Here is a 23,310-nt window from a genome sequence, read left to right as displayed (position 1 = left end):
AACTAAACGTAGAAAGGGTCGCTATTGCGACCCTTTTTTGTATCTAAAGTTTAGATTGAACTAACTCAACCATCATCTCGATATGAAGTTCACTATCGTTCAAACAAGGGATGTAGGTAAAGTTTTCACCACCAGCTTCAAGGAAAATCTCTTTACACTCTTCCGAGATCTCTTCCAACGTCTCTAAACAATCTGACGAAAATGCAGGGGTCACAACATTAATATTTTTCACACCCTTTGCAGGAAGTGCCTCTAGGGTCTTGTCGGTATAAGGTTGAAGCCACTCTTCTCTCCCAAATCGGGACTGATACGTCATGCCAATTTGTTGTTCGCTTAAACCTAACGCTTCCCCAAGCAAGCGAGTCGTCTCTTCACAATGCTGTGGGTAAACATCACCATTGTCAGCATAGCGTTTTGGAATACCATGATAAGAACACAGCAGGTAATCTCCCTGACCATTCTTTTGCCAATGTTCACGAACTGAATGCGCTAACGCTTCAATATATTTCGGGTGATTGTAATAATCACGAATAAAGCTAAAGCTTGGCATCACAGGCAGGTTTTTAAATGCTTTAGTGATTCCGTCAGAAACCGCTGCCGTTGTTGTTCCCGAGTATTGCGGATACAACGGTAAAACAATGACTTCATCAACGCCTTGCGCCAATAGGGCTTCAAAGCCTGATTGTAAACTTGGGTTACCATACGTCATACCAAGCTCTACAGGTATATCAAGCTTTTGTGCTAACTTTTCAGTTTGGCGTTTAGAGTACACCATCAACGGCGAGCCCTCTTCCATCCATACTGATTGATAGAGTTTGGCAACTTTAGGAGCTCGGATAGGAAGGATAACGCCGTGCAATAGTGGACACCAAAGCCATCGAGTCATGTCTACCACTCGGTGATCATGAAGAAACTGACTTAAAAAGCGCTTTACGGCAGGAGCGGTTGGTGCGTCAGGAGTTCCCAGGTTAACTAGGAGTACACCCTGTTTATTATTCTCTTTCATAACATCCTATTCATGGTAAACGGCTTGGTTCATATATTTAAGTAACCTCGAAGTAACGAATAGCCGAGCTGAAGTTAATTAGATATATGTTTACGAGTAAACTAAAAAAAGCGACCACTTGGGCCGCTTTCAATATATCAAAATATTAAATTTTTGACTTCAGCAAATTAAGATAGTGCTTTCTCGATATCCGCACTAACTTCAGCTACTTGCTTAGTACCATCAAACTTAAGGTACTTAGTCTTGCCTGCTTCAGCTTCTTTGCCGTAGTAGTTGATTAGCGGTGCAGTTTGCTCGTGGTAAACACCTAGACGAGCACGTACTGTTTCTTCTTTGTCGTCATCACGAACAACAAGATCTTCACCAGTTACATCATCTTTACCTTCCACTTTAGGCGGGTTGTAAACCACGTGGTAAGTGCGACCAGAAGGAAGGTGAGCACGACGACCAGCCATACGCTCAACAATTACATCGTCTGCAACGTCAAATTCGATAACGTAGTCTACGTCTACGCCCATTTCTTTTAGGCCGTCAGCTTGAGGGATAGTACGTGGGAAACCATCTAGTAGGAAACCGTTTGCACAGTCTTCTTGAGCGATGCGCTCTTTGATAAGACCAAGGATGATTTCATCAGAAACTAGCTGACCAGCGTCAATAACAGCTTTGGCTTGTTTACCAAGCTCTGTACCTGCTTTGATAGCAGCACGAAGCATATCACCAGTAGAGATTTGTGGAATACCGTATTTTTCCATGATGAAGTTTGCTTGTGTGCCTTTACCTGCACCTGGAGCACCTAGAAGAATGATGCGCATGATTTATCCTCTTTAATATTTAAGATTTATACCGAAGCTCACAATAGCTGACCTCTTAGACATCAAACCTGAGAAGCACCTGCAACGATAAGTTTCGGTATAACGTATATAGGCGAGCAAAAATACACGCCTTATTACTCACATTCAAGTCGCAGATTCTATCACAGGTTCTCTGAGCAAAGAGTGTATTAAGACTAAAGAATGTTAACAGTACCCTCTTTCACGCCCTATTGATTATTAACTCAGCACTTGAGATGCAAAATTTTGCGACAACAAACAAAAAGCTCGCGAAATGCGAGCTTTTTGATTTGCAGAGGTTATTACACCTTAGTCAAAAGTTGATTAACGGCTCCTAAGAACTCTGTTGGATCCTCAATAGAGCCTCGCTCCGCTAGCATTGCCTGACCAAGCAGAACTTCAACCCAGCGACCAAACGCTTCTTCATCGGCTTCGTCAGCCATACGCTTAACCAATTCGTGCTCAGGGTTTAGCTCAAAGATGTATTTCACTTCCGGCACAGCTTGACCAGCTGCCGCAAGAAGCTTCGCCATTTGAGTGCCCATTTCGTAATCGTCCGTTACCACAACAGCAGGCGTAGATGCGAGTTTGAAGGTCGTACGAACTTCTTTCACACGATCGCCTAGGTAAGACTTCGTGCGCTCTACAACCGACTTGAACTCTTCTTCGGTTTCTTTTTGCTTCTCTTTTTCTGCTTCATCTTCAAACTGACTTAGATCAAGCCCAGCTTTAGTGATTGACTGGAACTGTTTACCATCAAACTCAGTTAAGTAGTTCATCAGCCACTCATCAATGCGGTCGTACATCAAGATAACTTCAATGCCTTTCGCTTTGAACTGTTCTAAGTGAGGGCTGTTTTTCGCAGCTGCATAGCTGTCTGCCGTCAAGTAGTAGATCTTATCTTGACCTTCTTTCATGCGCTCAACGTAAGACGCCAAGCCCACAGTTTGCTCAGAAGAGCCCACTTCAGTTGAAGCAAAGCGCAATAAACCTGCAACTTTCTCTTTGTTTGCAAAGTCCTCCGCAGGGCCCTCTTTCATCACAAGACCAAACTCTTTCCAGAATGATTGGTATTTCTCTTCGTCATTCTTGGCCATACGCTCGAGCATCGTTAGCACGCGCTTAGTACAAGCATTACGTAGAGACTGAGTCACTTTATTGTCTTGTAAGATCTCACGCGATACGTTTAGCGGTAAATCGTTTGAGTCTATTAAACCACGTACGAAGCGTAAGTATGACGGCATAAATTGCTCTGCATCGTCCATAATGAATACGCGCTGTACGTACAGTTTCAAGCCTGATTTGTGGTCGCGGTTCATCATATCCCAAGGTGCTTTCGATGGGATGTATAGTAAGCTCGTGTAATCGTTTTTACCTTCTACACGGTTATGACTCCAGACCAATGGATCGGCAAAGTCATGTGATACGTGCTTGTAGAACTCTTGATACTCTTCTTCTGAAATGTCAGATTTGTTACGCGTCCACAGTGCTTGGGCTTTGTTGATTTGCTCCCACTTCTTCTCATCTGTTTCCTTGCCTTCGTCATCACGAACGACAGTTTGGATTGAAACAGGAATGCCGATGTGATCAGAGTACTTACTGATAACGTCACGTAGACGCCACTCATTCAAAAACTCTTTACCCTCTTCACGCATATGAAGAATGATGTCGGTACCACGTGACTCTTTGGTAATGTTTTCGATGGTGTACTCACCTTCACCCGCTGAGTGCCATTGTACCGCTTCATCAGCGGCTAGACCCGCAGCGCGAGTGCGCACGGTAACGGCGTCAGCAACGATAAATGCCGAGTAGAAACCAACACCAAACTGACCAATAAGCTGAGAGTCTTTGCTCTGCTCTTCAGATAGCTTTGAGAAAAACTCAGCTGTACCAGATTTTGCGATTGTTCCTAAGTGCTCAATCACATCATCACGGCTCATACCGATACCGTTATCAGAAATGGTTAAGGTATTTGCGCTTTCATCAAACGACAGTTTCACGCAAAGGTCTGCATTACCTTCGTATAGATCTGGGTTAGATAACGCCTGAAAGCGCAGTTTGTCTGATGCATCTGATGCGTTAGAGATCAGCTCGCGCAAAAAGATCTCTTTATTTGAATAAAGAGAATGGATCATTAAATGCAGTAGTTGTTTTACTTCTGATTGAAAACCACGAGTTTCTTTATTTTGAGATACGGTTTCGCTCATGTGTGCTCCATAACATCTAAACTAATTGGCTTTTTCATAGGGACAAGTTTGTGACTTTCCCCTTGAAATCACCTTACCGAGATGTCATTTAACATGTGGCTGACAAATGTAAATTCAAGGTCAATATTGCTAAAAACGGTGTTTTTTTAGAAAATTTTAATTATCCTACCCGTCTAAAAGCATCTAAAATGTCGTGCGCACTCCAAGCGCCCCGGTAATTTTGTGACATAAATCACCATAATTACAACATCATCCATCTAAGAAGAACTAAATGACTAACATTGGCACCAAATTTCTACTTGCTCAAAGGTTCACCTTTGATCCAAATAGTAATTCGCTCGCTGACCAACAAAACGGCAACGACGTTGTACGATTAGGAAGCAACGAAAGCCGTATACTTCTGATGTTGGCAGAGAGACCAAACGAAGTTTTAACCCGTAACGAGCTTCACGAGTTTGTTTGGCGTGAGCAAGGTTTTGAGGTGGATGACTCAAGCCTGACTCAAGCGATTTCTACTCTGCGTAAGATGTTGAAGGATTCAACAAAATCTCCAGAGTTTGTTAAAACGGTACCTAAACGTGGCTACCAACTCATTTGTTCAGTGGAACGCTTGAGCCCATTTTCTACTGACTCTAACACTGACGTTGAAGAAACCGCTTCTGAACAAGAAGCGCCAGCAGTGGAGTTAGAAGCGAGCGATACACCACCAACAGAGATAGTGACCGATACTACTGCTGATCTTGAGCCTCAAGTAGAGCCGACTAAAACTCAGCCGAAGCCAGCATCTAACACGATTAACTGGCTACCGCGTGTCATTATCTTTTTATCTCTGCTGCTTCCTGTTTGCGTATTGTTATTCACGAACCCAGCGGAATCCCAATTCCGTCAGATTGGTGAGTATCAAAATGTACCGGTGATGACACCTGTAAATCACCCTCAAATCAACAACTGGTTGCCCTCAATAGAGCAATGCATTGAGCGCTACGTGAAGCACCATGCAGAAGACTCGTTGCCAGTGGAAGTGATTGCCACTGGCGGACAAAATAACCAGCTGATTCTGAACTACATTCATGACAGTAACCACTCTTACGAGAACGTAACACTGCGTATTTTCGCAGGTCAAAACGATCCAACAGACATCTGCAAATAAAGGAGGCCAATATGAAGATTAAATTAGCATCTGCGGTTTTGGCCGTATCCGTTCTTTTCAGTAGTTGGTTGTATTGGGGAAGTGACCTAAAAGTGGAACAGCTCCTCACAGCAAACGAATGGCAGTCGACCATGGTGACAGTCATTACAGACAGCTTGCCTGACGATACTGTCGGCCCACTACGCCGAGTTAATGTTGAATCAAACGTGAAATATCTCCCTAATGGTGACTATATTCGCGTAGCAAATATAAAACTATTCGCTCAAGGTTCAACCGCAGAATCAACGATAAATATCTCGGAAAAAGGCCGCTGGGAAGTAAGTGACAACTATTTGTTGGTCTCGCCTTCGGAGTTTAAAGATATTTCATCTTCTCAATCAAAAGACTTTTCCGAAGCACAGCTACGTTTAATTACTCAAATTTTTAAGCTAGATGCGGAGCAAAGTCGTCGTATTGACGTCGTGAACGAAAAAACACTATTGCTCACTAGCTTGAACCACGGTTCTTCGGTACTGTTTAAAAACTAATTTTGATTGGATGATAAGGGGGCAAGACGCCCCCTTTGTTTTGCTTATGGATTGGCTAGATACCACTACTCTCTTTTTCGGTTCACTAATCGCCAACACGATGGCTTCACTTTCTGGTGGCGGAGCAGGCTTGCTTCAATTCCCTTTACTCATCTTTCTCGGCTTACCGTTCTCCGTTGCGCTAGGCACACATAAGGTGGCTTCGGTTGCTTTAGGCTTAGGCGCAGCAAGCACGCATTTAAGATCAGGCACTATTAAATGGAAAATCGCGCTCTATCTTATCTTGTCCGGTAGTATTGGCGTGATTTTAGGGGCTAACTTAATTGTACAGATCCCTGATGGTATCGCGGAAAAGATGCTCGGCACGATGATCCTAGCGCTAGGTATCTACTCGCGATTTAAGACATCGCTAGGCCAAGCTGAAGTAATACGTAACCGTCATCCTATCGGTTGGGTTATTGGTGGAATTGGCTTACTGTTTATCGGCATCATTAACGGATCTCTTGCCGCAGGTTCTGGTTTGCTCGTGACACTATTTTTGGTGCGCTGGTTTGGTTACGACTACAAACAAGCCGTTGCTTACACCATGATTTGTGTCGGCCTGTTTTGGAATGGCATTGGAGGCATTGCCGTCGTACAGGCAGGGGCGCCTATTCACTGGGCTTGGTTACCTGTTTTATTGTTAAGCTCTTTTCTAGGCGGCAGTTTAGGCGCATGGGCCGCGACTCGATACAGTAACAGAGTGATTAAAGTTGCATTCGAAATTCTCACGTTTGCGGTGGGCATCAAGTTGCTGGTTTAAAAAGATTAAAAGGAAAGTTTCATGGATAAAGCAATCATTGATATTTATTACTGCCGCCAGTGCAACTGGATGTTGCGTTCAACTTGGCTATCGCAAGAATTACTGCATACTTTTAGCGAAGAAATAGAAACAATCAGCTTACACCCGGACACAGGTGGTCGCTTCGAAATTTTCTGTAATGGCCAGCAAATTTGGGAACGGAAAAAAGACAGCGGCTTTCCTGAAGCCAAGGTGCTAAAACAGCGCGTTAGAGACATTATCGACCCAGAACGCGATTTAGGACATTCAGACACAAAATAGGGAGCAATTCGCTCCCTATTTTTTTACTTAGTAAAACCGTTAAATCATTGTTTGTGCTAATACTTCGCCTTCTGGCGTTTTTACCGTTAGCTTATTGTCTTCTAGAGTACCAAAGCTTCTCGGTAAGCCATTACGTGGGAATGTCATCGAGCCTGGGTTGAATATAATGGCTCCGTCTTGCATCTCTGCGACGGGAACATGTGTATGACCGTGGGCGATGATATCACCTTCACGCAGTGGCGGCCGTTTTTCAGAGTTGTACAAGTGACCATGAGTCAAAAAGATTCTCTTGCCAGATTCAAGTAGCACCCATGAGTAATCCATCATCATTGAAAACTTCAATAGCATTTGGTCCACTTCACTATCACAGTTGCCACGTACAGAAATAATTTGATCACTGTATTGGTTCAATAAGTCTGCTACCTGTGGAGGGTTGTAGCCTTCCGGAATAGGGTTTCGCGGCCCATGGTTTAGCGTATCTCCTAGCAAAATCAGGTGGTGCGCACCAGAGGCCAAAAATAGATCAATGGTTTCTTTAGTTGCTGGCAAAGAGCCATGCAGGTCTGAGGCAAAAAATAGTTTCACGACATCGTCTCCTCAAAAAGTATGAGGTCATTCTACGGCATTTTTTTAGCAGCTCAACCTACGACGGTTTGAATACTACTGATAGCGCAATGATTCAATGACCATAGGCAAAACATAGAACCATGCTGCATACGCTGTTCCAACCAACACCAGTATCCAAAACACCATCGACATAAATTTTGATTTGGCTAGATGGTGCAGCGGATCGGGCTCTCCGCATCCTGGACATGCATGAGCGCGTTTTGAGATTTGTTTCTCACACACGGGGCAAGAGACTAAAGGCATGATACAGATTCCTCGACATTAGGCTTAGGGCGCAAAGAATAATGGTGAATTAACACATATGCAACCTAACATATATTAAATATTTTAGTTCTTTGTAACAGTCGCTGACTTGAGAAAAAATTCGTTGATTTTTCATTTATATCAACCTATTACACTTCTTCTCGCACCATACCATTGATGACAATATTGTTATAACTCACCATCCCAATGACCTCGCCACTTTCAATGACCGGCGCTCTGCTTATGCCAAATCGCTCAAACAAACGTGCACAATATTTTACGTTCATATCTGGTTCGACACACAAAGCGGGCTTGGTCATGATTTCATAAATATTTGTGCGCTGAGGAGAACGATTATTCGCCAGCACCTTTTTGGCGATATCATTCATCAACACGATGCCATATTCATCATTATCATCTCGCTTTTTCACCACCAGCGCTTTGACTTGGTATTTTTTCGCCAACGTTATGCCTTCATAAACTGTCATTAGCCCATCAACCATGACATAAGTAGCCGCCATTACATCTCGAACTCTAATTATCGTTTGACTGCTCATAACTCATCCTCAACCACTTTGGTCAACGTTTCTACTTGATGCGCGACACCGACTGCATCTTCAATATCGATCTGAATAGCAATGCCCTGCCCCGACTCTCTGTCGAATTCACCAACCTCATTAATGGTTTCTAATATGTGTCGAGAGAGATGTTCCTCGACCACAAACAGCAGCACATCTTTTTGCACTTCTAGCGTTAAACCAAAAAACGTTCGCTTTTGATTTAAACCTTGCCCGCGAGCATTGTTAATCACTGTAGCACCGGTCGCACCAGCATCGCGTGCAGCGTCCAACACCTTGTCTGTTTTGCTGTCTTCAACAAACGCAAGTATCAATTTAAAGCGCATTTTCTTCTTCCTCCGAGACGTTTTTATTCAGCCACTGGGTTATTTGCGCATAGCCCATCACAGAGATCATAGGAAACAGACTGGCAAACGCGATCAAGCCAAAGCCATCAATCATTGGGTTTCTTCCAGGGACGGTCGAAGCAAGCCCTAACCCTAATGCAGTTACAAGTGGGACAGTGACGGTAGAAGTTGTTACGCCTCCAGAATCGTAGGCGAGTGGAACAATAAGCTTAGGAGCGTAAAACGTTTGAATCACAACGACGATGTAACCCGCGATGATGTAATAATGAATGGGATCGCCCACGACAATCCGGTAACTACCTAATGCAATACCAATTGCCACCCCAAACGCAACGGCTACGCGCAAGCCGTTAATACTGATACTGCCTCCAGAGACTTGGTTTGCTTTTATCGCTACAGCGATTAAAGAAGGCTCTGCAATCGTGGTACTAAAGCCTATAAAAAAGGCGAAGGTGTAAACCCAATAATAGTCGACCCACATTAAGGCTTTCCCTACCGATACTTTGAACTCTTGTAAAAACTCCGGCGCCGTTAATTGCACAGCCATCGTCTCCCCAAGTGGAAACAATGCCATTTCTAATCCAAGTAAAAAAAGAGCTAGCCCGAGAATCACATAAACGAACCCAAGCAAAACTTTCTTAAGGTTGCTAACAGGACGCCTTAAAACCGCTAACTGAAAACCAAAAATAATGCTGGCGATGGGAACGACGTCTCGAACGGTCGATAATAAAGTGTCTAGGAAATGATCAATTGAAATCATGTTACGACCATTCCGTAAACCATCACAAACATCATCGGTAACAGCGAGGCAAAAGCGATTAAACCAAAGCCATCCACCATAGGGTTGCGCCCTTTAATAGAAGACGCTAAACCGACGCCCAGTGCAGTGACCAAAGGTACTGTTATGGTGGACGTGGTTACACCTCCGGAATCGTAAGCGACGCCAATAATGGCTTCAGGTGCAAACCACGTCAGTATTACAACGCCGACGTAGCCACCAATGATCATGTAATGAATCGGCCACCCTTTTAAGATACGCAAAACGCCGATAACGATGGCTATCCCCACAGAGAGAGCTACTGTTACTCGAAGTCCTTCTCCGTAATCCTGCATGGACTGCTCTGAGTTAGCGATCATTCCGCCCTCTGCCGCAACTTCTGAGGCTTCTTCCGCTACCGCGGTTAATGCAGGTTCAGCTATCGTGGTGCCAAACCCCAAACAAAACGCAAAGACTAATAACCAAAACACGCTGCCTTTTTTTGCGAAGGCTTGAGCCATACTCTCTCCGATAGGAAAAAGACCAAGTTCTAGGCCAAAGATAAAAAAGGTTAATCCTAAAACGACAAGCAACAAGCCAAAAAGAATGGAGACCAGGTTGGGCAGCGGCTCTTGCAAAACGACTAATTGGAAAAAAGTGATAACAATGATGATGGGTAATAAATCACGAGCACTATTGAGGAGCGCTCGAAAAAGCGCAACAAATGCTTCCATGCCTATCCTCCTTGATTGTGCAAACTGATTACGCTCGTTCCAATGAGCGATAACTTCTAGTCTGGCATAGATTTCACTCTTCTACCGTGAATGCACTAGCGCCATCTATAACATTTAGTTACATATTTTCTAATATGTGAAGTTAATAGCCTCTCTGTCAGCTTGTCACTATCCTAGAAATAATGGTGTTGAGATGATCAAGCTAAGCACAAAACGACTATAATGTTCTAATACGTGTACATTCAAAGAGATAACATGAAGATATTACTCACAGGTGGCACTGGGTTTATTGGCTCGGAGTTGCTCAAGCTGCTATCAACTCACCAGGTTATGCTACTTACACGCTCTCCAGAGCGAGCAAAACAACGCCTACAGCATGCTGATCTGGGTAATATCGAATACCTTGACTCGCTCGAGTCGTTCGCCGATCTCAATCACGTTGATGCCGTCATTAATCTTGCAGGTGAGCCTATTGCGGATAAAAGGTGGACCAGCGAGCAAAAAGAAAAAGTCTGCAAAAGTCGTTGGAAAATTACCGAGCAAATTGTTGAGCTGATCCACGCAAGTACCGAACCTCCTTCTGTTTTTATTAGTGGCTCGGCAGTTGGCTACTATGGTGATCAACAAGATCATCCGTTTGATGAGTGCTTACATGTTAATAGCGACGGCTTTCCTCACGAGGTATGTGCAAAGTGGGAGCAAATAGCCAAGCGCGCAGAGTCGGAACAAACTCGGGTTTGTCTAATGAGAACTGGCGTGGTACTCGGCCTTAATGGTGGTGCGTTGGCAAAGATGCTATTACCTTACAAGCTTGGCGTAGGCGGCCCACTTGGGAACGGTAATCAGTACATGCCTTGGATTCACATCCTAGATATGGTCCGCGCCATCATGTACTTGCTTGAAACACCACATGCCCACGGTGCATTCAATATGTGCGCCCCCCACCCTGTGACTAATCGTATATTCAGCGGCACACTAGCTAAAACGCTAAAACGTCCGCATATCTTGTTCACGCCTAAATGGGTGATGGAACTCCTAATGGGAGAATCTTCCTGCTTATTGTTCGATAGCATGAGAGCCAAACCCAAAAAACTCACCGAACTGGGCTTTAAATTTAGCTACTCCAGAATAGAGCCAGCACTCAAGCACTTGCTTCATGACCGGAGCTGATGAATGATGGCTCTAATCAAGGTTTCTGAGTCTTAAATTAAATTATGAAAAAGTCGATTCTTATTACGGGTTGTTCAACCGGCATCGGTTACGTGTGCGCTCACGCCCTACAAAACAAGGGATTTAATGTCATTGCATCTTGTAGGAAAGAACAAGATGTCCAGCGCCTAATTAATGAAGGGCTAACCTGCATCAATCTAGACCTAAACAGCCCAGAAAGCATTTCTTCGGGCGTGAAGCAAGCGCTAGAGTTAGCAGAAGGTAAGCTTTACGCAGTGTTCAATAATGGTGCCTATGGTCAGCCCGGAGCACTGGAAGACTTACCCACCGAGGCTCTTCAAGATCAATTTCAGACCAACTTTTTTGGTTGGCACCAGTTGGTCAGAGAAGTGCTTCCTCATATGCGCCTGCAAGGCGAAGGACGCATCATACAAAACAGCTCTGTTCTTGGTTTTGCCGCAATGAAATACCGTGGTGCCTATAATGCATCAAAATTTGCCTTAGAAGGCTGGACAGATACGCTCAGGCTAGAGCTTGCGGATACGAATATCAAAGTGGCATTGATAGAACCAGGACCGATCGAAACTCAATTTAGAAACAATGCATTACGAGCCTTTGAGAAGTGGGTTGATATTGAATCTAGCCCCCATCGTCATGCTTATGAAGGACAAAGAGAGCGACTCAACAACGACAAGTCTAATAATCGATTTGTTTTGCCTGCAGAGTCTTGCATCGCACCAGTTCTTCATGCATTAACTAGCGTTTCACCGAAAATTCGTTATCGAATTACTACACCGACTAAATTATTCGCAGTCTTGAAAAGACTATTACCAACCCATGTACTTGATAAAATTTTGCGACAGGCTGCATAAAAAAGTTTTGTCGAAATGTAATTTCACCGTAACAATGTGATGTCATTATGAACATGTAGGTTAAAAAAACCTCAACTAAACGAATCAATTTCTACGCAATTCAGCGGGGATTCTTTCGCCCAAAGTGATTGAGTTGCTTAGATTTGGTATCGCCACCCATTACGTTTTGTAGCAATGTTTATACTACTGCGAGGCAACAATGACATTAAATCAGCTTAACTGGCTTAGTGTGGGTGTAGTGTTGACCATGTTCATCCTATTTTGATACCGCACTAACAAATAGCATTAGAATTGCGCTGCTTCGGCAGCGTTTTCTTTTTATCTAACACCTGAGCAGCAATAACCTCACTCTATTACCTCACGTTTTCTCAAAATAGAATGATTCATTATTGATGGTGAATGTCGCTTGAATTTCACCTAAATCAACTCCATATCTAATATCAACGACAAGACACAAGGCAAGGATACTCTGATGCAATCCCCATTTATCGTTGAGATAACAGAACAGAACTTTCGCGAAACGCTTGAAGGATCAATGAACACGCCCGTTTTGATCCACTTTTGGGCCAACGCTCAGCCAGAAAGCGCACAGATACTCCCTGAGTTGCAATCTCTTGCTCAACAGTACAACGGTGCATTTACGCTTGCTCTACTAAATTGTGAAGATCAGCCCGCTTTAGCGTCTCAATTTGGCGTGCAAGTATTGCCAACTATCGCGCTGTTTATAAATGGTCAAGCCGTCGATGGTCTGGGAGGCCCCCAGCCAATTGATGCCATTGCTACCATGCTACAAAAGCATTTGCCAAGCCCAGATGAACAACTATTAAAACAAGTCAGTGAACTTCTTCAGCAAGGTGAGCATGCTCAGGCTTTGAGCATCATCCACACTTTGCCGCCAGAGCTGCAAGAGCGTGGTGATGTGAAACTCGCGATGGCTGATTGTTTGCTAGAAACCAAACAATTTGATATTGCCCAAGAACTACTGAACGCTATCCCTCTCGAGTATCAAGATAACTACTACAAGAGCCTAATAGCCAAGCTCGAGCTGCATTTGCAGGCTGCAGATAGCCCTGAGTTACAGCGACTAGAACAAGCATACGCAGCAGACATGGCAAACTTCGAACTCGCTTGTGAATTGGCGGTACAATACAACCAAGTTGGTCGGGATGAAGAAGCGTTGGAACTGCTGTGGAATATTCTTAAAAAAGACTTGGGCGCCCAAGACGGTGACGTGAAGAAGACTTTTATGGATATTCTCAGTGCGCTAGGTCAAGGTAACGCATTAGCAAGCAAATATCGTCGCCAGCTTTACTCAATTTTGTACTAAGCGCCGCATTCTTCTAAGAATAAGACAACAAAGGCCGGGATTTCCGGCCTTTGTTTTTTGTTAGAAGTCGCTATACAACGTTGGTGCTGCTGGCGGATACTCTATTGGTTGCCAACGATCATTAAAGGTGTACTTGGCATAAAGCATGAAATGGTTTGGTGTATAAAACTCAGAACGTTGTACATCGACTAACGCACCAAGATACCAACGTTTGCTGACTCGCTTTTCCACCGCCGCTTGCAACGACGTACCAAAACCACCACCTTTGTCTGACTCCGCTACTGTCGATAAGTATGGCGCGTCTTCCTTAGTCCAAGAGTTAGAGACGGATGCACTCAATTGATATGACCAAGAACTGTTGTATCGGCCATAAAAGTTGATAGGTAAAGACACCGAGAAGTAACTTTGCGGGCTGTAGTAGCCACCGTGACCTAGCGTGTACTCACCCAGATTTTTGTCGTAATCAAGGTACATTAAGTTCGTACCTATACTTAAACGCTGGTCATCCGTTGCAATTAACTTGTAGTACGCTCCACCTAGCACGCCTAAACGAGTGTTGTCCTCAACCTTTTCACCAGTCAAAACATGATACTGCAAGCTACTCCAAAAACCGTAAGGGCCACCAATGTCCCAACTTGAGCTCAACTTCACACCAGTACGAGCAACTCCGCCCCATTTAGTCCCTTGAGGGTCAGTCGTGCCGCTAGGGACAGACATTCCAGCATAAGAAAGCGTGCTGCTAGTCTCTGGGCGACGCGAAGCTTCTGCCGTCCAACCGAACTCACCCAGGTCCCCATTGATGCGCACACCACCAACCCATGTGGTATGGTCGAAACCAATTGGTGTCGTGCCGATATCGACCAACCAATCTTCAGCCTGCCAGCCCACTCCAAATGCCATACCTGATGCGTCATTTTGGAACGAAGTGCTGTCAGAATCGGTGGTTTTTTCATAATAGTCCAACTGACCTGAATCGATAGAAACATAATCGGCTTTTAGCAACAGGTGCCCATCCCAGCTCTCTATCGGGATTCGGGCTTCTATGGGCACTTGATTCGAAGTATTACGGCCATCTCGTGCACTGTAATCCCAGCCAATCATGACATGCCCATCACTCCGATCATGCAGTTTATCGATGTCCGATTTGACGTTACGAGTCAACCAGTAGTCGTCAGCAGTATCATATAGCTCGCGTAAGCTTAGGGGTTCTTTTTTCGCCTCTTCAGTTTCACGATTTTTATCCATTCGGTCACGATTTAAGGCTTGATAGGCGCGTGTTTCAGCTAACGCCCACTGTTGATTTTCCATTGCTATAGACATGCTATTGCGAAATGCTAATGCGTCGGCATCAGGCATCGCATCCAACAACTGATTTAGCGCATTAGCGTCATTTCGATAGCCTTGTTGATTAAACACCGCGGCCACTGTCATCAACTGTGCCGCAGTTAAGCTATCGCGCTTTTTATTCAAAATGAGGTGCATGTCGTGATACGTCGCTTCATATCCAGTCAAAGCACTAGCTTGCAACATGCCAATTTCTGCTTGAGTTTTAAATGGCTCAGGCTTTAAAGAAACTTGTTCATACAAATCCAACGCAAGCTTAGGCTGTTGATTAACCAGCATCAGATCCGCTTGACTCAACAGTCGACGGGTTTTGAGTTCATCAAGCTGTAATGCTTCCGAAGCACTTAAATCTTGTGTTGCGGAATTTAATGCTAAGATCGCATACCAACGATCAAAATCTTCAAAGTGATTCAAGCTTACCATCATGCTGCCGTAAGCCAGTTTGTCATCGGTTGACCAATCTTCTGCAAACGAAATGCTTTGGAAAATCCTCTCAGCTTCCTTAACTTCATCAATGTCTAACCACGCACTCACTAGACGAGCGAGCGGTTGAATTTGACCTTGATAATCCGACTCTAGCGCACGTAATGTCGCCGTTACTGATTCAGGAGAAGCTAAGTAACGCGTTTGAATCTCTCTCAACTGAGCATCAAGCTTCAAGCGAGTTAAATTGCGCTGCATTGCGTCTGTCATGTCATGTTGTGCGATGCTCTCTAGCTCCGCGATGGCCTCATTCACTTTGAAGTCCTGCGCGAGATAAAGCGCGTAAGCAAATTTCATTTCAGGGTCATTACTAGATGTAGCCCAATCGGACATCAGCGTATCCGCGCGTACTTTGTCGCCCATTGAATGAACCACGTCAGCAATATCAAGCCTTAACCATGGGGAGGTTGGCTGTAGCGCAATCAATTCCTCTACGGACGCTTTCATCGTTGCCTGATCATTTTGAGCGATTGCGATCCGCAGACGAGTCAAAATAACTTCCGACTTGATGCTCGCTATTTTTTCAGCGACCACTTTCTGCTGTGGGGCTGAGTAACTGCGCGCGAGTGCTTCCGCGCCAGACCAATCTTGCTGCTGAATACGAACATCTAAGCGACCACGCAATGCGGAACTATTGCTGCTATCCAGTTGCAAAGCTTGTTTGAAAACCTTCTCTGCCGCGGCATAATTTTCTTGTACCAGATACAAAGAGCCTAATGATGAATAAGCATAAGGTTGGGATTTATCTACTTGAATCGCTTTTTGATAAGCGCTTTCTGCTTGCTTAAACTGGCCTTTTTCGACCAAGGCATCACCTTGATCAAGATACGCCCAATATTGAGAAGTCTCGATTAGCGCTGCCCATTTTGAGGCCGAGTCAGGATTATGATCTAAGTGCTGAGCCTGTTTAAAGTATCCGAGCGCTTTTTGTTGCTGCCCTCTACGTAGATAAACCTTACCCATAGCACCAAGCAATTCAGGATCTTGCGGACGAGTCGTCAACGCATAACGCAGCTGAGCTTCTGCTTGGTCGGTTTTATCTTCCTCGAGCAACGCTAACCCTTTGAGCTTGGCGAGATAAGTGGGGTCTTTGCGTAGTTCCTTTTCCTTTTTCCAGCGATCTTTCGCGCTTTGATTCGCTCTTTGTATCTCCATGTCAGACGGGTAGTAGCTAGCTAAGATGGCATATTGCTGAACAACTTGATCTGAAATAGGCAATTGATCCAATGCACGCAACCACGACGTTGCCGCATTTGTTCCAACCGAAGGAGCAAGCGCTAACTTTTTATAGGTATCGAGAATCCATGGATCGGCAGGATTCTCTTTGCGAATGTGGTTGGCTAACGCGAGTTGAAAAGACGGAACACTAGGATAATTTGCATTTAAACGTTCCAGTCCCTGTTTCACCGAGATCCAACTGCCTGGCAAATTACTTTGCAACTGTAGGAATTCCAGTTGTAACGCTGGTGATGGCATTCCATTTGGGAAAAGGGCTTTGTAAGCTTGAATCGCTTCATCGTAACGACCAGATTTTGCAAGCAACTGAGCGCGCTGATAATCCGCTCTTTTCTCTCCCTGAATAGCCATAATCGATGACAAGTTTTTCGCTTGAGTCGAATGAGGCGCCTGTCTGATTAAGCGCTCAAATACCGGTTTTGCTAATTCTGGCTGCTTACGTTTCAGATACATATTCGCTTGATAGAAAAGCCCCGTTGGATTGCTTTCTTCAATCGCGAACAGCCTCTCCAGAGTACTCTCGACAATATCATCTCGGCCAATCGCATCCGCCAGTTTTAGCTGCTCAACCAACCACTCAACCGAGTCAACTCGTGCTAATGATGTGGAAAATTGAACCAGCTCGATAGGCTTGTAGACCTGTGCGAGCTGCGACTTTGTCAGAGGTTTTGAGCTAAAGCTTTCTGCATGCACAGTGCCGACGCCACCAGCCGCCAAAGCAACCAGTGGAATCCACCATAACACGCGTCCTGTTACTGACATCTCTCGCTCCATACAGGAAGCAATTCACCTTGCACACCAAAACGGTAACGTTCTTCATGCCAACCAAGCCCAAATAGACTTAATACGTTGTCGTAATAATGATCGTTTTTGTCCACCACAAGTTCATTTTGAGCACGACGAAACTGCGTCTCCAACAGCGTAGATTCACCAGAAGCCGCGAGTAAAGGAAGAGCCGCAGCAGAAAAACCTGCGCTTCCTGCTTGGGTATATTTACCCGTTTCAGTATTTACTTCTCTCGCTGGCGCACCAAGGGCTTTGGTTGCCGCGACAAACGGCTGCATTTTTTGTACTAATACTGCTTTTTCTGAAACTTGGTCATTTAGCATACCCGCCCAAAGATAAGTGCGGATCGCGTTGTAACTGCCCATCGGCCCTGTAACCACATCTGAGCTATAACGACCATTTCTCAATGCTGCCCAGTCTGGGCTAAAGCCAGCTGGCATCGTTTTCTCTAGCATGTGAACACTTGCCTTGTACATTGAATCCCAGTTGTATTGCGGGTACAGCGACTGCATACGAGCAATCAGTTGTAACGGAACATAACTCGGATTCACACGGTACTGGCCGTCGGCATCAAAGCCCGTTGGAGCTGGCAACAATACCGTTCCAACTCCCGCTATGTTGACGGTTTCTTCACGTAAAATACGACTCGCGATCAGATGTCCAAGGGTCTGATAGTAGTAGTTATTCCATAATCTCCCCGCCTCAACAAGGGAGTAAGCTATCCACAAATCAGAATCTGACGCTGGGTTAGAATCCAACACTCCGAACTGACCATTTTCTTTTCTTCCCCACAACCAAGCGGGAAGCCTTGCCGTCAAATCCCCACCAGCCAAATGTGATTGAGTCCATTTTAAAACCTGATCGAAGGTTTTAGGGTCATTGGCAACCAAGGCAAAAAACAATGCGTAAGATTGGCCTTCCGAGGTTGTAATCATACGCTCGTCACTGCCATCAACGACTCGGCCTTGCTCCATGTATACCGACTTAAATGTTTCCCATTGTGGCCACTCGCAGGTGTTAGCCCACAAGTAAGGAGACACGAACAACATAAGGAATGAGATGAGTTTTTTCATTATTCCTCTTCCTCAGTTTTTTCTAAACGTCTAGACGCGACTTGACGTAATACACGCCAAAGCACAATGGTTACAATCACCACTAGCAAGGCGGCAAAGCACGCAACGATGACTGGGTGATTAGAGAAGTGATACCAAACGAGCTGCCACACAGGAAGCTTACCAACATAGTAGTGCGAACCCACGTTGTAGCTTGCTACTTCGTTATTTCTCAACGTCACTACCGAGCCAAACATGTGCTCCACTTTACCGGAGTCAGCCAACGCGCGATCAACCGACGCAAAATCTGACGGGTGAGCCGCCATAATAGAAATGACGCTGCGTTTTTTCGTAAATGGCGATTCTGCACCATAAATAGCAGCAAAAGAGCCTTCTGCCTCAACAGAAACATAATCCGCGGCCACTTGACGAGCATCACTTGGACTCATCCAGTTCATTCCGAGCTGCTTTTCATTTTTGCTTGGCAGGCGAATTTGTCTCTGACCTTCTTTAACCACTAAGTTAACTTGGTCAGGGTTATTAGCGGCTTCTTCTAGTGCATCCACAACACCAATCGTCAGGATGTCTTTATTTTTTAGTTGCTCAGCATTCCATTTATCTGTCAAAAGCACCTGAATACCTGGGTACCCAGAATCACTTCCTAACGAGCCCATGACGTTTAAGAAGGTCTGCAACACTTCTTTTGGAGCTCTCTCTGGAACAACAATCGCAGTTTCTGACAAATCGGCCATGCGTGTGTAAGGGAAGCCAGAAGTAGCAAAAGCGCGCATATTTGGCATTTCGATGTAGTGAGGGAAACCACTAAAATCAACCGTAGAGTCACCATCAATGACCGCGTATTGCTTACTTGGCTGCGTCACCTGACATTGCCCATCAGTCACCGACGCAAAACCAAACTCAAACTCGATTTGGTTTTTACTGCCAACTTTAAATGCCGGAATACGAACAAGCGCATCACCACTCAGAATACTGTCATCTAACAGAGGAACACGCACACGGTTAGACTCACCACCTTGGCCTTTTGTGGTTAAGTTAAACGCCTCAATGAACTGGTCATTGATGCTCAAAGTCAGGCGAGAACCAGAATGATCCGCAGCTGGTGGCGAATACCTATAGTTAAGATCCATCGGTATACCACGGCTCTGCCAAGTAAAGAGATCGGGTGGTAAGCGCAAACTCACATTGATTGGAGGAGGCGTTCGACCTTCCACTTGCAACATGCTTTTTTGTTCGACTAATTCAGATAATGCAACGGGACGAGCCGTACTCACCCAGTTTGGCGCATCGTACGGGACTCGTGGTTTGATTTGTTTGACTTCATTAATCTTCGCGATTGGCCCAGTAAGAAGTTGGTTTCCCAACGCCAAACCTTGCACCGCAACGTTAAGATCCTTACTGTCACGGCCTATCACTAGAAGAAGCTTCACGTACGGGTCAGTTGGGTGAGTGATGACTTGAAGACGAGGCCCATCCGTGTCTGGAAAATCTCTCAGAAACTCAGGTTTGTTGTCATTGGTAACAAAGACAATGGCGTTGCGCTTAGGTAACGTGTCGACACTAAAAGGGAATTGAGCGCCACGCCAACCCGCAAGAGCACCAAAGTAAGAGCTCAAGACACCGGCAGCTTTGACATCATCCAGATCGTATTTGCCGCCCATAACGACAGGCAGATTTAACTGGCTGAAATCACGGACATCAAAAAACGGCGCTGGCAACAAGCTCAAGTCACTTTCCAGCATTGTCTTTTGGGCGAACATTTCAATTCGACTGCTTTGGCTGATCTCAGCCCAAATGCTCGAGTCATTTGGATTGGCACACTCTTTCTGAGTATTCCCAATCAACTCAAAGCGAATTTGGTTGTAGTTACTGAAGTAACGAGTATCCAGCGGCATCGATAAGCTCAATTTTTTACCTTGCTGACCATCGACGATTGACGCCACTCCCATAAGCTCGTTGTTCAAATACACTTTGACGTGAGAAACCAAAGAGAGCAACGCTGGTGAAGGTGTGATGTCAAAGTACAACGTGGCATTAGACACCACCTCATCGAGTCGCGAACCGAAACCAATATAAGCACTGGCCTCACTACCTTGAATAGCAATTGAACCACTGTAACCCAATTGACTAAATGGAATGACACGCTTAAATACGGTCGAATTTTCAGCATCTTGCTGTGCCAAAGGCGTTGGTTGTTGCTGACTTACTTCTTGTGCCGCGAGACTGCCCGACATACACATGAGAGTGATAGCCGTCGTCAACGCTGTTAGTTTTTTATTATTTAGCATGACTTGAGGTCCTGATTGGGACATAACGAGGTCTTAGTGACCAAATAAATTCGATACAAAATAAAAGTGCATCCACACTGGCCTGAACAAATTTAGGACAATGTTGCAGCAAGCGTTTGTATCCATTAAAGCCGACTTGCAGTACAGCCTGCATACTCGATAGAGGTTTATCTGATTGATAGCCTTGTTGCCATTTCGCCCACGTATCTGCACGTGCAAATGTACATTGGACGTATTGGATTTGTTGTTGATGAGACAATTCGTTGAGTTGTAAACCAAATATCCCCTTATGAGCATAGGCAACCGTCATCGGGAACACGAACTCTTGACCACCGCGATTGAGGATCACTTCTAAGGTTTGGCCAAGTAGGTACGCACAGGTTGGTTCATCGACTCCGTCTATTTCAATGCGCACGCCACCCAAAGAGAAATCCTTCATCTGCGCTTGAATCAAGTGTCCTGAGTGAAGCCTTACCGCGACAGGAATCGCCACCTCTACTCGGTGATCTTTTCGCACTTGTTTGGCTTCTACCGCAACGGCGACAGCAGCACCTAAAATCAACAAGTTGTACATCGTCCAAACGAGGTTCACGATAACCGTACCGATTTCGTCTTGAGGCCCCCACCCCATTCGGTAAATCCCTACAGCGAAGCCCAAAATATTGAGTGCAACCAAAACCAAATATGGTCGGGAGATCACCCAATCGTAGTGAGACTTTTCAACCAAACCGCCTTTTGCCGTTACGTTGAATGTCCCCTTATGGGGCGCAAACAAAGCTACTGTTGTTGGCCTTGCGATGTACCAAGCAAGCACGGTTTCGTATACCTCACCCCAAAACGAATAACGGTAGTCACCCTGCATACGAGAGTTGGTCATGCTGGCGTGAATCATGTGGGGTAATACGTACAAAATGATCGCCAGCGCTGGCGCATAAATCACGTAGGAATGCAGCAACAAATAAGCCAAGGGTGCGATCAGGAATACAATCCTCGGGATACCAGATAGAAAGTGCAGCATGGCATTGACGTAACAAAGCCGTTGAGAGAGCTTAAGCCCCTTTCCAGTCAATGGATTATCTACCCTAAATATCTGCGCCATCCCGCGAGCCCAACGAATGCGTTGCCCAACATGTGCAGACAATGTTTCTGTCGCCAAACCAGCAGAAATCGGCTGCTTAAGATATGCAGAACGATAGCCTAAACGGTGCATGCGCAGAGACGTGTGCGCATCTTCCGTCACGGTTTCGACTGCAATACCACCGACTTCCTCTAAAGGCTCTCGACGTAAAATAGCGCACGAGCCACAGAAGAAAGTCGCATCCCATAAGTCGTTACCATCTTGAATCAGGCCGTAAAACAAGTTGCCTTCGTTTGGCACGTTACGAAAGTTCGATAAGTTACGCTCAAAAGGATCCGGTGAGAAAAAATGGTGCGGCGTCTGAATAAGCGCCAACTTTGGATCTTTCAGGAACATCCCCATTGTGAGCTGAAAAAATGCTCGTGTAGGAATATGGTCACAGTCAAAAATCGCAACAAACTCACCGCTGGTCTGCTTCAACGCATAGTTAATGTTACCGGCTTTCGCATGTTCATTCGTTGGGCGGCGGATGTAGTTCACCCCTACACTTTTGGCGAAATCTCGGAAGCTATCACGCTTGCCGTCATCCAGAATGTGGATGTTAAGTTTGTCTTTCGGCCAATCGACACCTAACGAGGCATAAACCGTCGCTTTCACAACATCGAGATCTTCGTTGTAAGTAGGGATCATCAAGTCAATGGTTGGCCAAGTTGACTGATCCGGTGGCATCGATACTGGTTTGCGATTCAATGGCCAGATATTTTGGAAATAGCCAAGCATCAGCACAATCCAAGAATACGTCTCAGCTAGAAGTAAAACGCCCCCTAGAAACAAAGCAACAGGATCGTCCCAGTTCAGGGTAGACGAATAGCGCCACCACAAGTATCGACATGAGGCCGTAACCGACAAGATGATCAAAAGCATGGTAGGAAAACGACCCGGCATGCGACGGACCATCATCGCTAATGCCCAGAGTAACAACACAAAGACAGTCTGAGCCTGATAACCAAATGGCACCGTAAAACACAGCAAAGCGATTAACACCACGAAAAACAGCAAGGTGTAGTTCAACGCCATCGCTGACTTACTTGCTTTAATACGCTCTCGAACTTGCGGATCTTTGATGTTGTTCGCTGTCTGTTCTAACCAGCGGACGCCTTTTGCAACCAATTCAAATGGCAAGTAGAACGCATTGCGAATTTGCTCGGCTAAAGTCATCGCTAAGCTGCTGGTTTTTTTGGACCATGCTGTATTTACGTTTTGCTTGAAGCAAAGCAACCACACGCTTTGGATAATAAAACGTACAGGATCAAACCATCTTGGCGCAGCAAAATTAACGTTTGGATAGTAAACCAAAGGCAGTTTCCATGAGGGAACACCCGAAATAGCCGGCTTTAAAAATACAAAACTCAATGAAAACCAAAAAGACAAAGCACACTCACCAACCCAGTTTGTTTTGCAATTCCAGGCTTGCTCGTAAGCGTTCTTCTGCAGTCTGAATTGGTCCACTACCCAACGTTGGAAAATCAGATTAAGACTTCGCATAAA

General features: G+C 45.1%; 20 protein-coding genes. 7 read left to right on the top strand and 13 right to left on the bottom strand.

Annotated features, from left to right (window positions below):
* Positions 1–43: 43 nt before the first annotated feature.
* From hemH to htpG, 3 genes are all read right to left on the bottom strand, one after another.
* Positions 44–1,006: a ferrochelatase gene (gene hemH / locus R7Q47_RS13035; RefSeq protein ID WP_171344862.1), complete on the bottom strand. Its 963-nt coding sequence runs from the start codon at positions 1,004–1,006 to the stop codon at positions 44–46.
* Positions 1,007–1,173: 167 nt separating this feature from the next.
* Positions 1,174–1,818 (bottom strand): adenylate kinase, encoded by a 645-nt coding sequence (gene adk / locus R7Q47_RS13030; protein WP_005382094.1) that lies wholly within the window; start codon positions 1,816–1,818, stop codon positions 1,174–1,176.
* A 320-nt stretch (positions 1,819–2,138) separates the two neighbouring features.
* Positions 2,139–4,043, bottom strand: a complete 1,905-nt coding sequence (gene htpG / locus R7Q47_RS13025; protein ID WP_213874635.1) for a molecular chaperone HtpG — start codon at positions 4,041–4,043, stop codon at positions 2,139–2,141.
* 271 nt (positions 4,044–4,314) lie between these two features.
* Here htpG and R7Q47_RS13020 point away from each other — a divergent pair, with 271 nt between their 5' ends.
* The 4 genes from R7Q47_RS13020 to R7Q47_RS13005 are packed head-to-tail and all read left to right on the top strand — an operon-like array spanning position 4,315 to position 6,822.
* Positions 4,315–5,193, top strand: a complete 879-nt coding sequence (locus tag R7Q47_RS13020; RefSeq protein ID WP_158173724.1) for a transcriptional regulator — start codon at positions 4,315–4,317, stop codon at positions 5,191–5,193.
* An 11-nt stretch (positions 5,194–5,204) separates the two neighbouring features.
* A complete protein-coding gene (gene toxS, locus R7Q47_RS13015; protein WP_005382091.1) occupies positions 5,205–5,720 on the top strand; it encodes a transmembrane regulator ToxS in 516 nt (171 codons plus the stop codon).
* 46 nt (positions 5,721–5,766) lie between these two features.
* Complete coding sequence (locus R7Q47_RS13010; RefSeq protein ID WP_318089115.1) at positions 5,767–6,522, top strand: sulfite exporter TauE/SafE family protein; 756 nt, start codon at positions 5,767–5,769, stop codon at positions 6,520–6,522.
* Between the two features lie 21 nt (positions 6,523–6,543).
* A complete protein-coding gene (locus tag R7Q47_RS13005; protein WP_005382088.1) occupies positions 6,544–6,822 on the top strand; it encodes a SelT/SelW/SelH family protein in 279 nt (92 codons plus the stop codon).
* A 39-nt stretch (positions 6,823–6,861) separates the two neighbouring features.
* Here R7Q47_RS13005 and yfcE read toward each other — a convergent pair whose 3' ends face one another.
* The 6 genes from yfcE to R7Q47_RS12975 all read right to left on the bottom strand — a co-directional run bounded on the left by yfcE (position 6,862) and on the right by R7Q47_RS12975 (position 10,108).
* Positions 6,862–7,407 (bottom strand): phosphodiesterase, encoded by a 546-nt coding sequence (gene yfcE / locus R7Q47_RS13000; RefSeq protein ID WP_213874633.1) that lies wholly within the window; start codon positions 7,405–7,407, stop codon positions 6,862–6,864.
* A 75-nt stretch (positions 7,408–7,482) separates the two neighbouring features.
* A complete protein-coding gene (locus R7Q47_RS12995; protein ID WP_005382086.1) occupies positions 7,483–7,692 on the bottom strand; it encodes a hypothetical protein in 210 nt (69 codons plus the stop codon).
* Positions 7,693–7,841: 149 nt separating this feature from the next.
* Complete coding sequence (locus tag R7Q47_RS12990; protein ID WP_031781352.1) at positions 7,842–8,249, bottom strand: CBS domain-containing protein; 408 nt, start codon at positions 8,247–8,249, stop codon at positions 7,842–7,844.
* The gene (locus R7Q47_RS12985; protein ID WP_005382084.1) at positions 8,246–8,596 is read right to left on the bottom strand and encodes a P-II family nitrogen regulator; all 351 of its coding nucleotides are present in this window, start codon (positions 8,594–8,596) and stop codon (positions 8,246–8,248) included. The genes R7Q47_RS12990 and R7Q47_RS12985 overlap by 4 nt, the downstream gene beginning before the upstream one ends.
* Positions 8,586–9,377 (bottom strand): DUF1538 domain-containing protein, encoded by a 792-nt coding sequence (locus R7Q47_RS12980; RefSeq protein ID WP_205390755.1) that lies wholly within the window; start codon positions 9,375–9,377, stop codon positions 8,586–8,588. Before R7Q47_RS12980 ends, R7Q47_RS12985 begins: the two co-directional genes overlap by 11 nt.
* Entirely contained in the window at positions 9,374–10,108 is a 735-nt protein-coding gene (locus R7Q47_RS12975; RefSeq protein ID WP_005382077.1) for a DUF1538 domain-containing protein, read from the bottom strand. The genes R7Q47_RS12980 and R7Q47_RS12975 overlap by 4 nt, the downstream gene beginning before the upstream one ends.
* A gap of 255 nt (positions 10,109–10,363) precedes the next feature.
* On the opposite strand from R7Q47_RS12975, the gene R7Q47_RS12970 reads away from it, so the two are divergent.
* The 3 genes from R7Q47_RS12970 (at position 10,364) to R7Q47_RS12960 (ending at position 13,477) form a co-directional block, all read left to right on the top strand.
* Positions 10,364–11,278 (top strand): TIGR01777 family oxidoreductase, encoded by a 915-nt coding sequence (locus R7Q47_RS12970; RefSeq protein ID WP_318089111.1) that lies wholly within the window; start codon positions 10,364–10,366, stop codon positions 11,276–11,278.
* A 44-nt stretch (positions 11,279–11,322) separates the two neighbouring features.
* Entirely contained in the window at positions 11,323–12,150 is an 828-nt protein-coding gene (locus tag R7Q47_RS12965; RefSeq protein ID WP_213912466.1) for an SDR family oxidoreductase, read from the top strand.
* Between the two features lie 472 nt (positions 12,151–12,622).
* Positions 12,623–13,477: a co-chaperone YbbN gene (locus tag R7Q47_RS12960; RefSeq protein WP_005388628.1), complete on the top strand. Its 855-nt coding sequence runs from the start codon at positions 12,623–12,625 to the stop codon at positions 13,475–13,477.
* 60 nt (positions 13,478–13,537) lie between these two features.
* Here the strand turns inward: R7Q47_RS12960 and R7Q47_RS12955 are convergent, their stop codons facing one another.
* From R7Q47_RS12955 to bcsA, 4 genes are read right to left on the bottom strand one after another with little or no spacing between them, the layout of a single operon-like run.
* The gene (locus R7Q47_RS12955; RefSeq protein WP_318089110.1) at positions 13,538–17,302 is read right to left on the bottom strand and encodes a cellulose synthase subunit BcsC-related outer membrane protein; all 3,765 of its coding nucleotides are present in this window, start codon (positions 17,300–17,302) and stop codon (positions 13,538–13,540) included.
* Positions 17,293–18,399 (bottom strand): cellulose synthase complex periplasmic endoglucanase BcsZ, encoded by a 1,107-nt coding sequence (gene bcsZ / locus R7Q47_RS12950; RefSeq protein ID WP_161441528.1) that lies wholly within the window; start codon positions 18,397–18,399, stop codon positions 17,293–17,295. Before bcsZ ends, R7Q47_RS12955 begins: the two co-directional genes overlap by 10 nt.
* Positions 18,399–20,684, bottom strand: coding sequence for a cellulose biosynthesis cyclic di-GMP-binding regulatory protein BcsB (gene bcsB / locus R7Q47_RS12945; RefSeq protein ID WP_005388625.1), 2,286 nt, complete (start codon positions 20,682–20,684; stop codon positions 18,399–18,401). Before bcsB ends, bcsZ begins: the two co-directional genes overlap by 1 nt.
* Complete coding sequence (bcsA, locus tag R7Q47_RS12940) at positions 20,674–23,307, bottom strand: UDP-forming cellulose synthase catalytic subunit (protein ID WP_213874627.1); 2,634 nt, start codon at positions 23,305–23,307, stop codon at positions 20,674–20,676. Before bcsA ends, bcsB begins: the two co-directional genes overlap by 11 nt.
* Positions 23,308–23,310: the final 3 nt, after the last annotated feature.

The sequence above is a fragment of the Vibrio sp. Vb0349 genome (assembly GCF_033338975.1).
The sequence above is the reverse complement of the archived record's forward strand: the minus strand, read 5'-3'. Positions and strand labels throughout refer to the sequence as shown.

Excerpts from the sequence above, each read along its gene's own strand:
- R7Q47_RS12960 (WP_005388628.1), top strand. The coding sequence starts at position 12,623 with ATGCAATCCCCATTTATCGTTGAGATAACAGAACAGAACTTTCGCGAA.
- hemH (WP_171344862.1), bottom strand. The coding sequence starts at position 1,006 with ATGAAAGAGAATAATAAACAGGGTGTACTCCTAGTTAACCTGGGAACT.
- htpG (WP_213874635.1), bottom strand. The coding sequence starts at position 4,043 with ATGAGCGAAACCGTATCTCAAAATAAAGAAACTCGTGGTTTTCAATCA.
- R7Q47_RS12955 (WP_318089110.1), bottom strand. The coding sequence starts at position 17,302 with ATGTCAGTAACAGGACGCGTGTTATGGTGGATTCCACTGGTTGCTTTG.
- R7Q47_RS12965 (WP_213912466.1), top strand. The coding sequence starts at position 11,323 with ATGAAAAAGTCGATTCTTATTACGGGTTGTTCAACCGGCATCGGTTAC.
- R7Q47_RS13005 (WP_005382088.1), top strand. The coding sequence starts at position 6,544 with ATGGATAAAGCAATCATTGATATTTATTACTGCCGCCAGTGCAACTGG.
- toxS (WP_005382091.1), top strand. The coding sequence starts at position 5,205 with ATGAAGATTAAATTAGCATCTGCGGTTTTGGCCGTATCCGTTCTTTTC.
- R7Q47_RS13010 (WP_318089115.1), top strand. The coding sequence starts at position 5,767 with ATGGATTGGCTAGATACCACTACTCTCTTTTTCGGTTCACTAATCGCC.
- R7Q47_RS12995 (WP_005382086.1), bottom strand. The coding sequence starts at position 7,692 with ATGCCTTTAGTCTCTTGCCCCGTGTGTGAGAAACAAATCTCAAAACGC.
- R7Q47_RS12985 (WP_005382084.1), bottom strand. The coding sequence starts at position 8,596 with ATGCGCTTTAAATTGATACTTGCGTTTGTTGAAGACAGCAAAACAGAC.
- R7Q47_RS12980 (WP_205390755.1), bottom strand. The coding sequence starts at position 9,377 with ATGATTTCAATTGATCATTTCCTAGACACTTTATTATCGACCGTTCGA.
- R7Q47_RS12975 (WP_005382077.1), bottom strand. The coding sequence starts at position 10,108 with ATGGAAGCATTTGTTGCGCTTTTTCGAGCGCTCCTCAATAGTGCTCGT.
- R7Q47_RS12970 (WP_318089111.1), top strand. The coding sequence starts at position 10,364 with ATGAAGATATTACTCACAGGTGGCACTGGGTTTATTGGCTCGGAGTTG.
- adk (WP_005382094.1), bottom strand. The coding sequence starts at position 1,818 with ATGCGCATCATTCTTCTAGGTGCTCCAGGTGCAGGTAAAGGCACACAA.
- bcsZ (WP_161441528.1), bottom strand. The coding sequence starts at position 18,399 with ATGAAAAAACTCATCTCATTCCTTATGTTGTTCGTGTCTCCTTACTTG.
- R7Q47_RS13020 (WP_158173724.1), top strand. The coding sequence starts at position 4,315 with ATGACTAACATTGGCACCAAATTTCTACTTGCTCAAAGGTTCACCTTT.
- bcsB (WP_005388625.1), bottom strand. The coding sequence starts at position 20,684 with ATGCTAAATAATAAAAAACTAACAGCGTTGACGACGGCTATCACTCTC.
- bcsA (WP_213874627.1), bottom strand. The coding sequence starts at position 23,307 with ATGCGAAGTCTTAATCTGATTTTCCAACGTTGGGTAGTGGACCAATTC.
- R7Q47_RS12990 (WP_031781352.1), bottom strand. The coding sequence starts at position 8,249 with ATGAGCAGTCAAACGATAATTAGAGTTCGAGATGTAATGGCGGCTACT.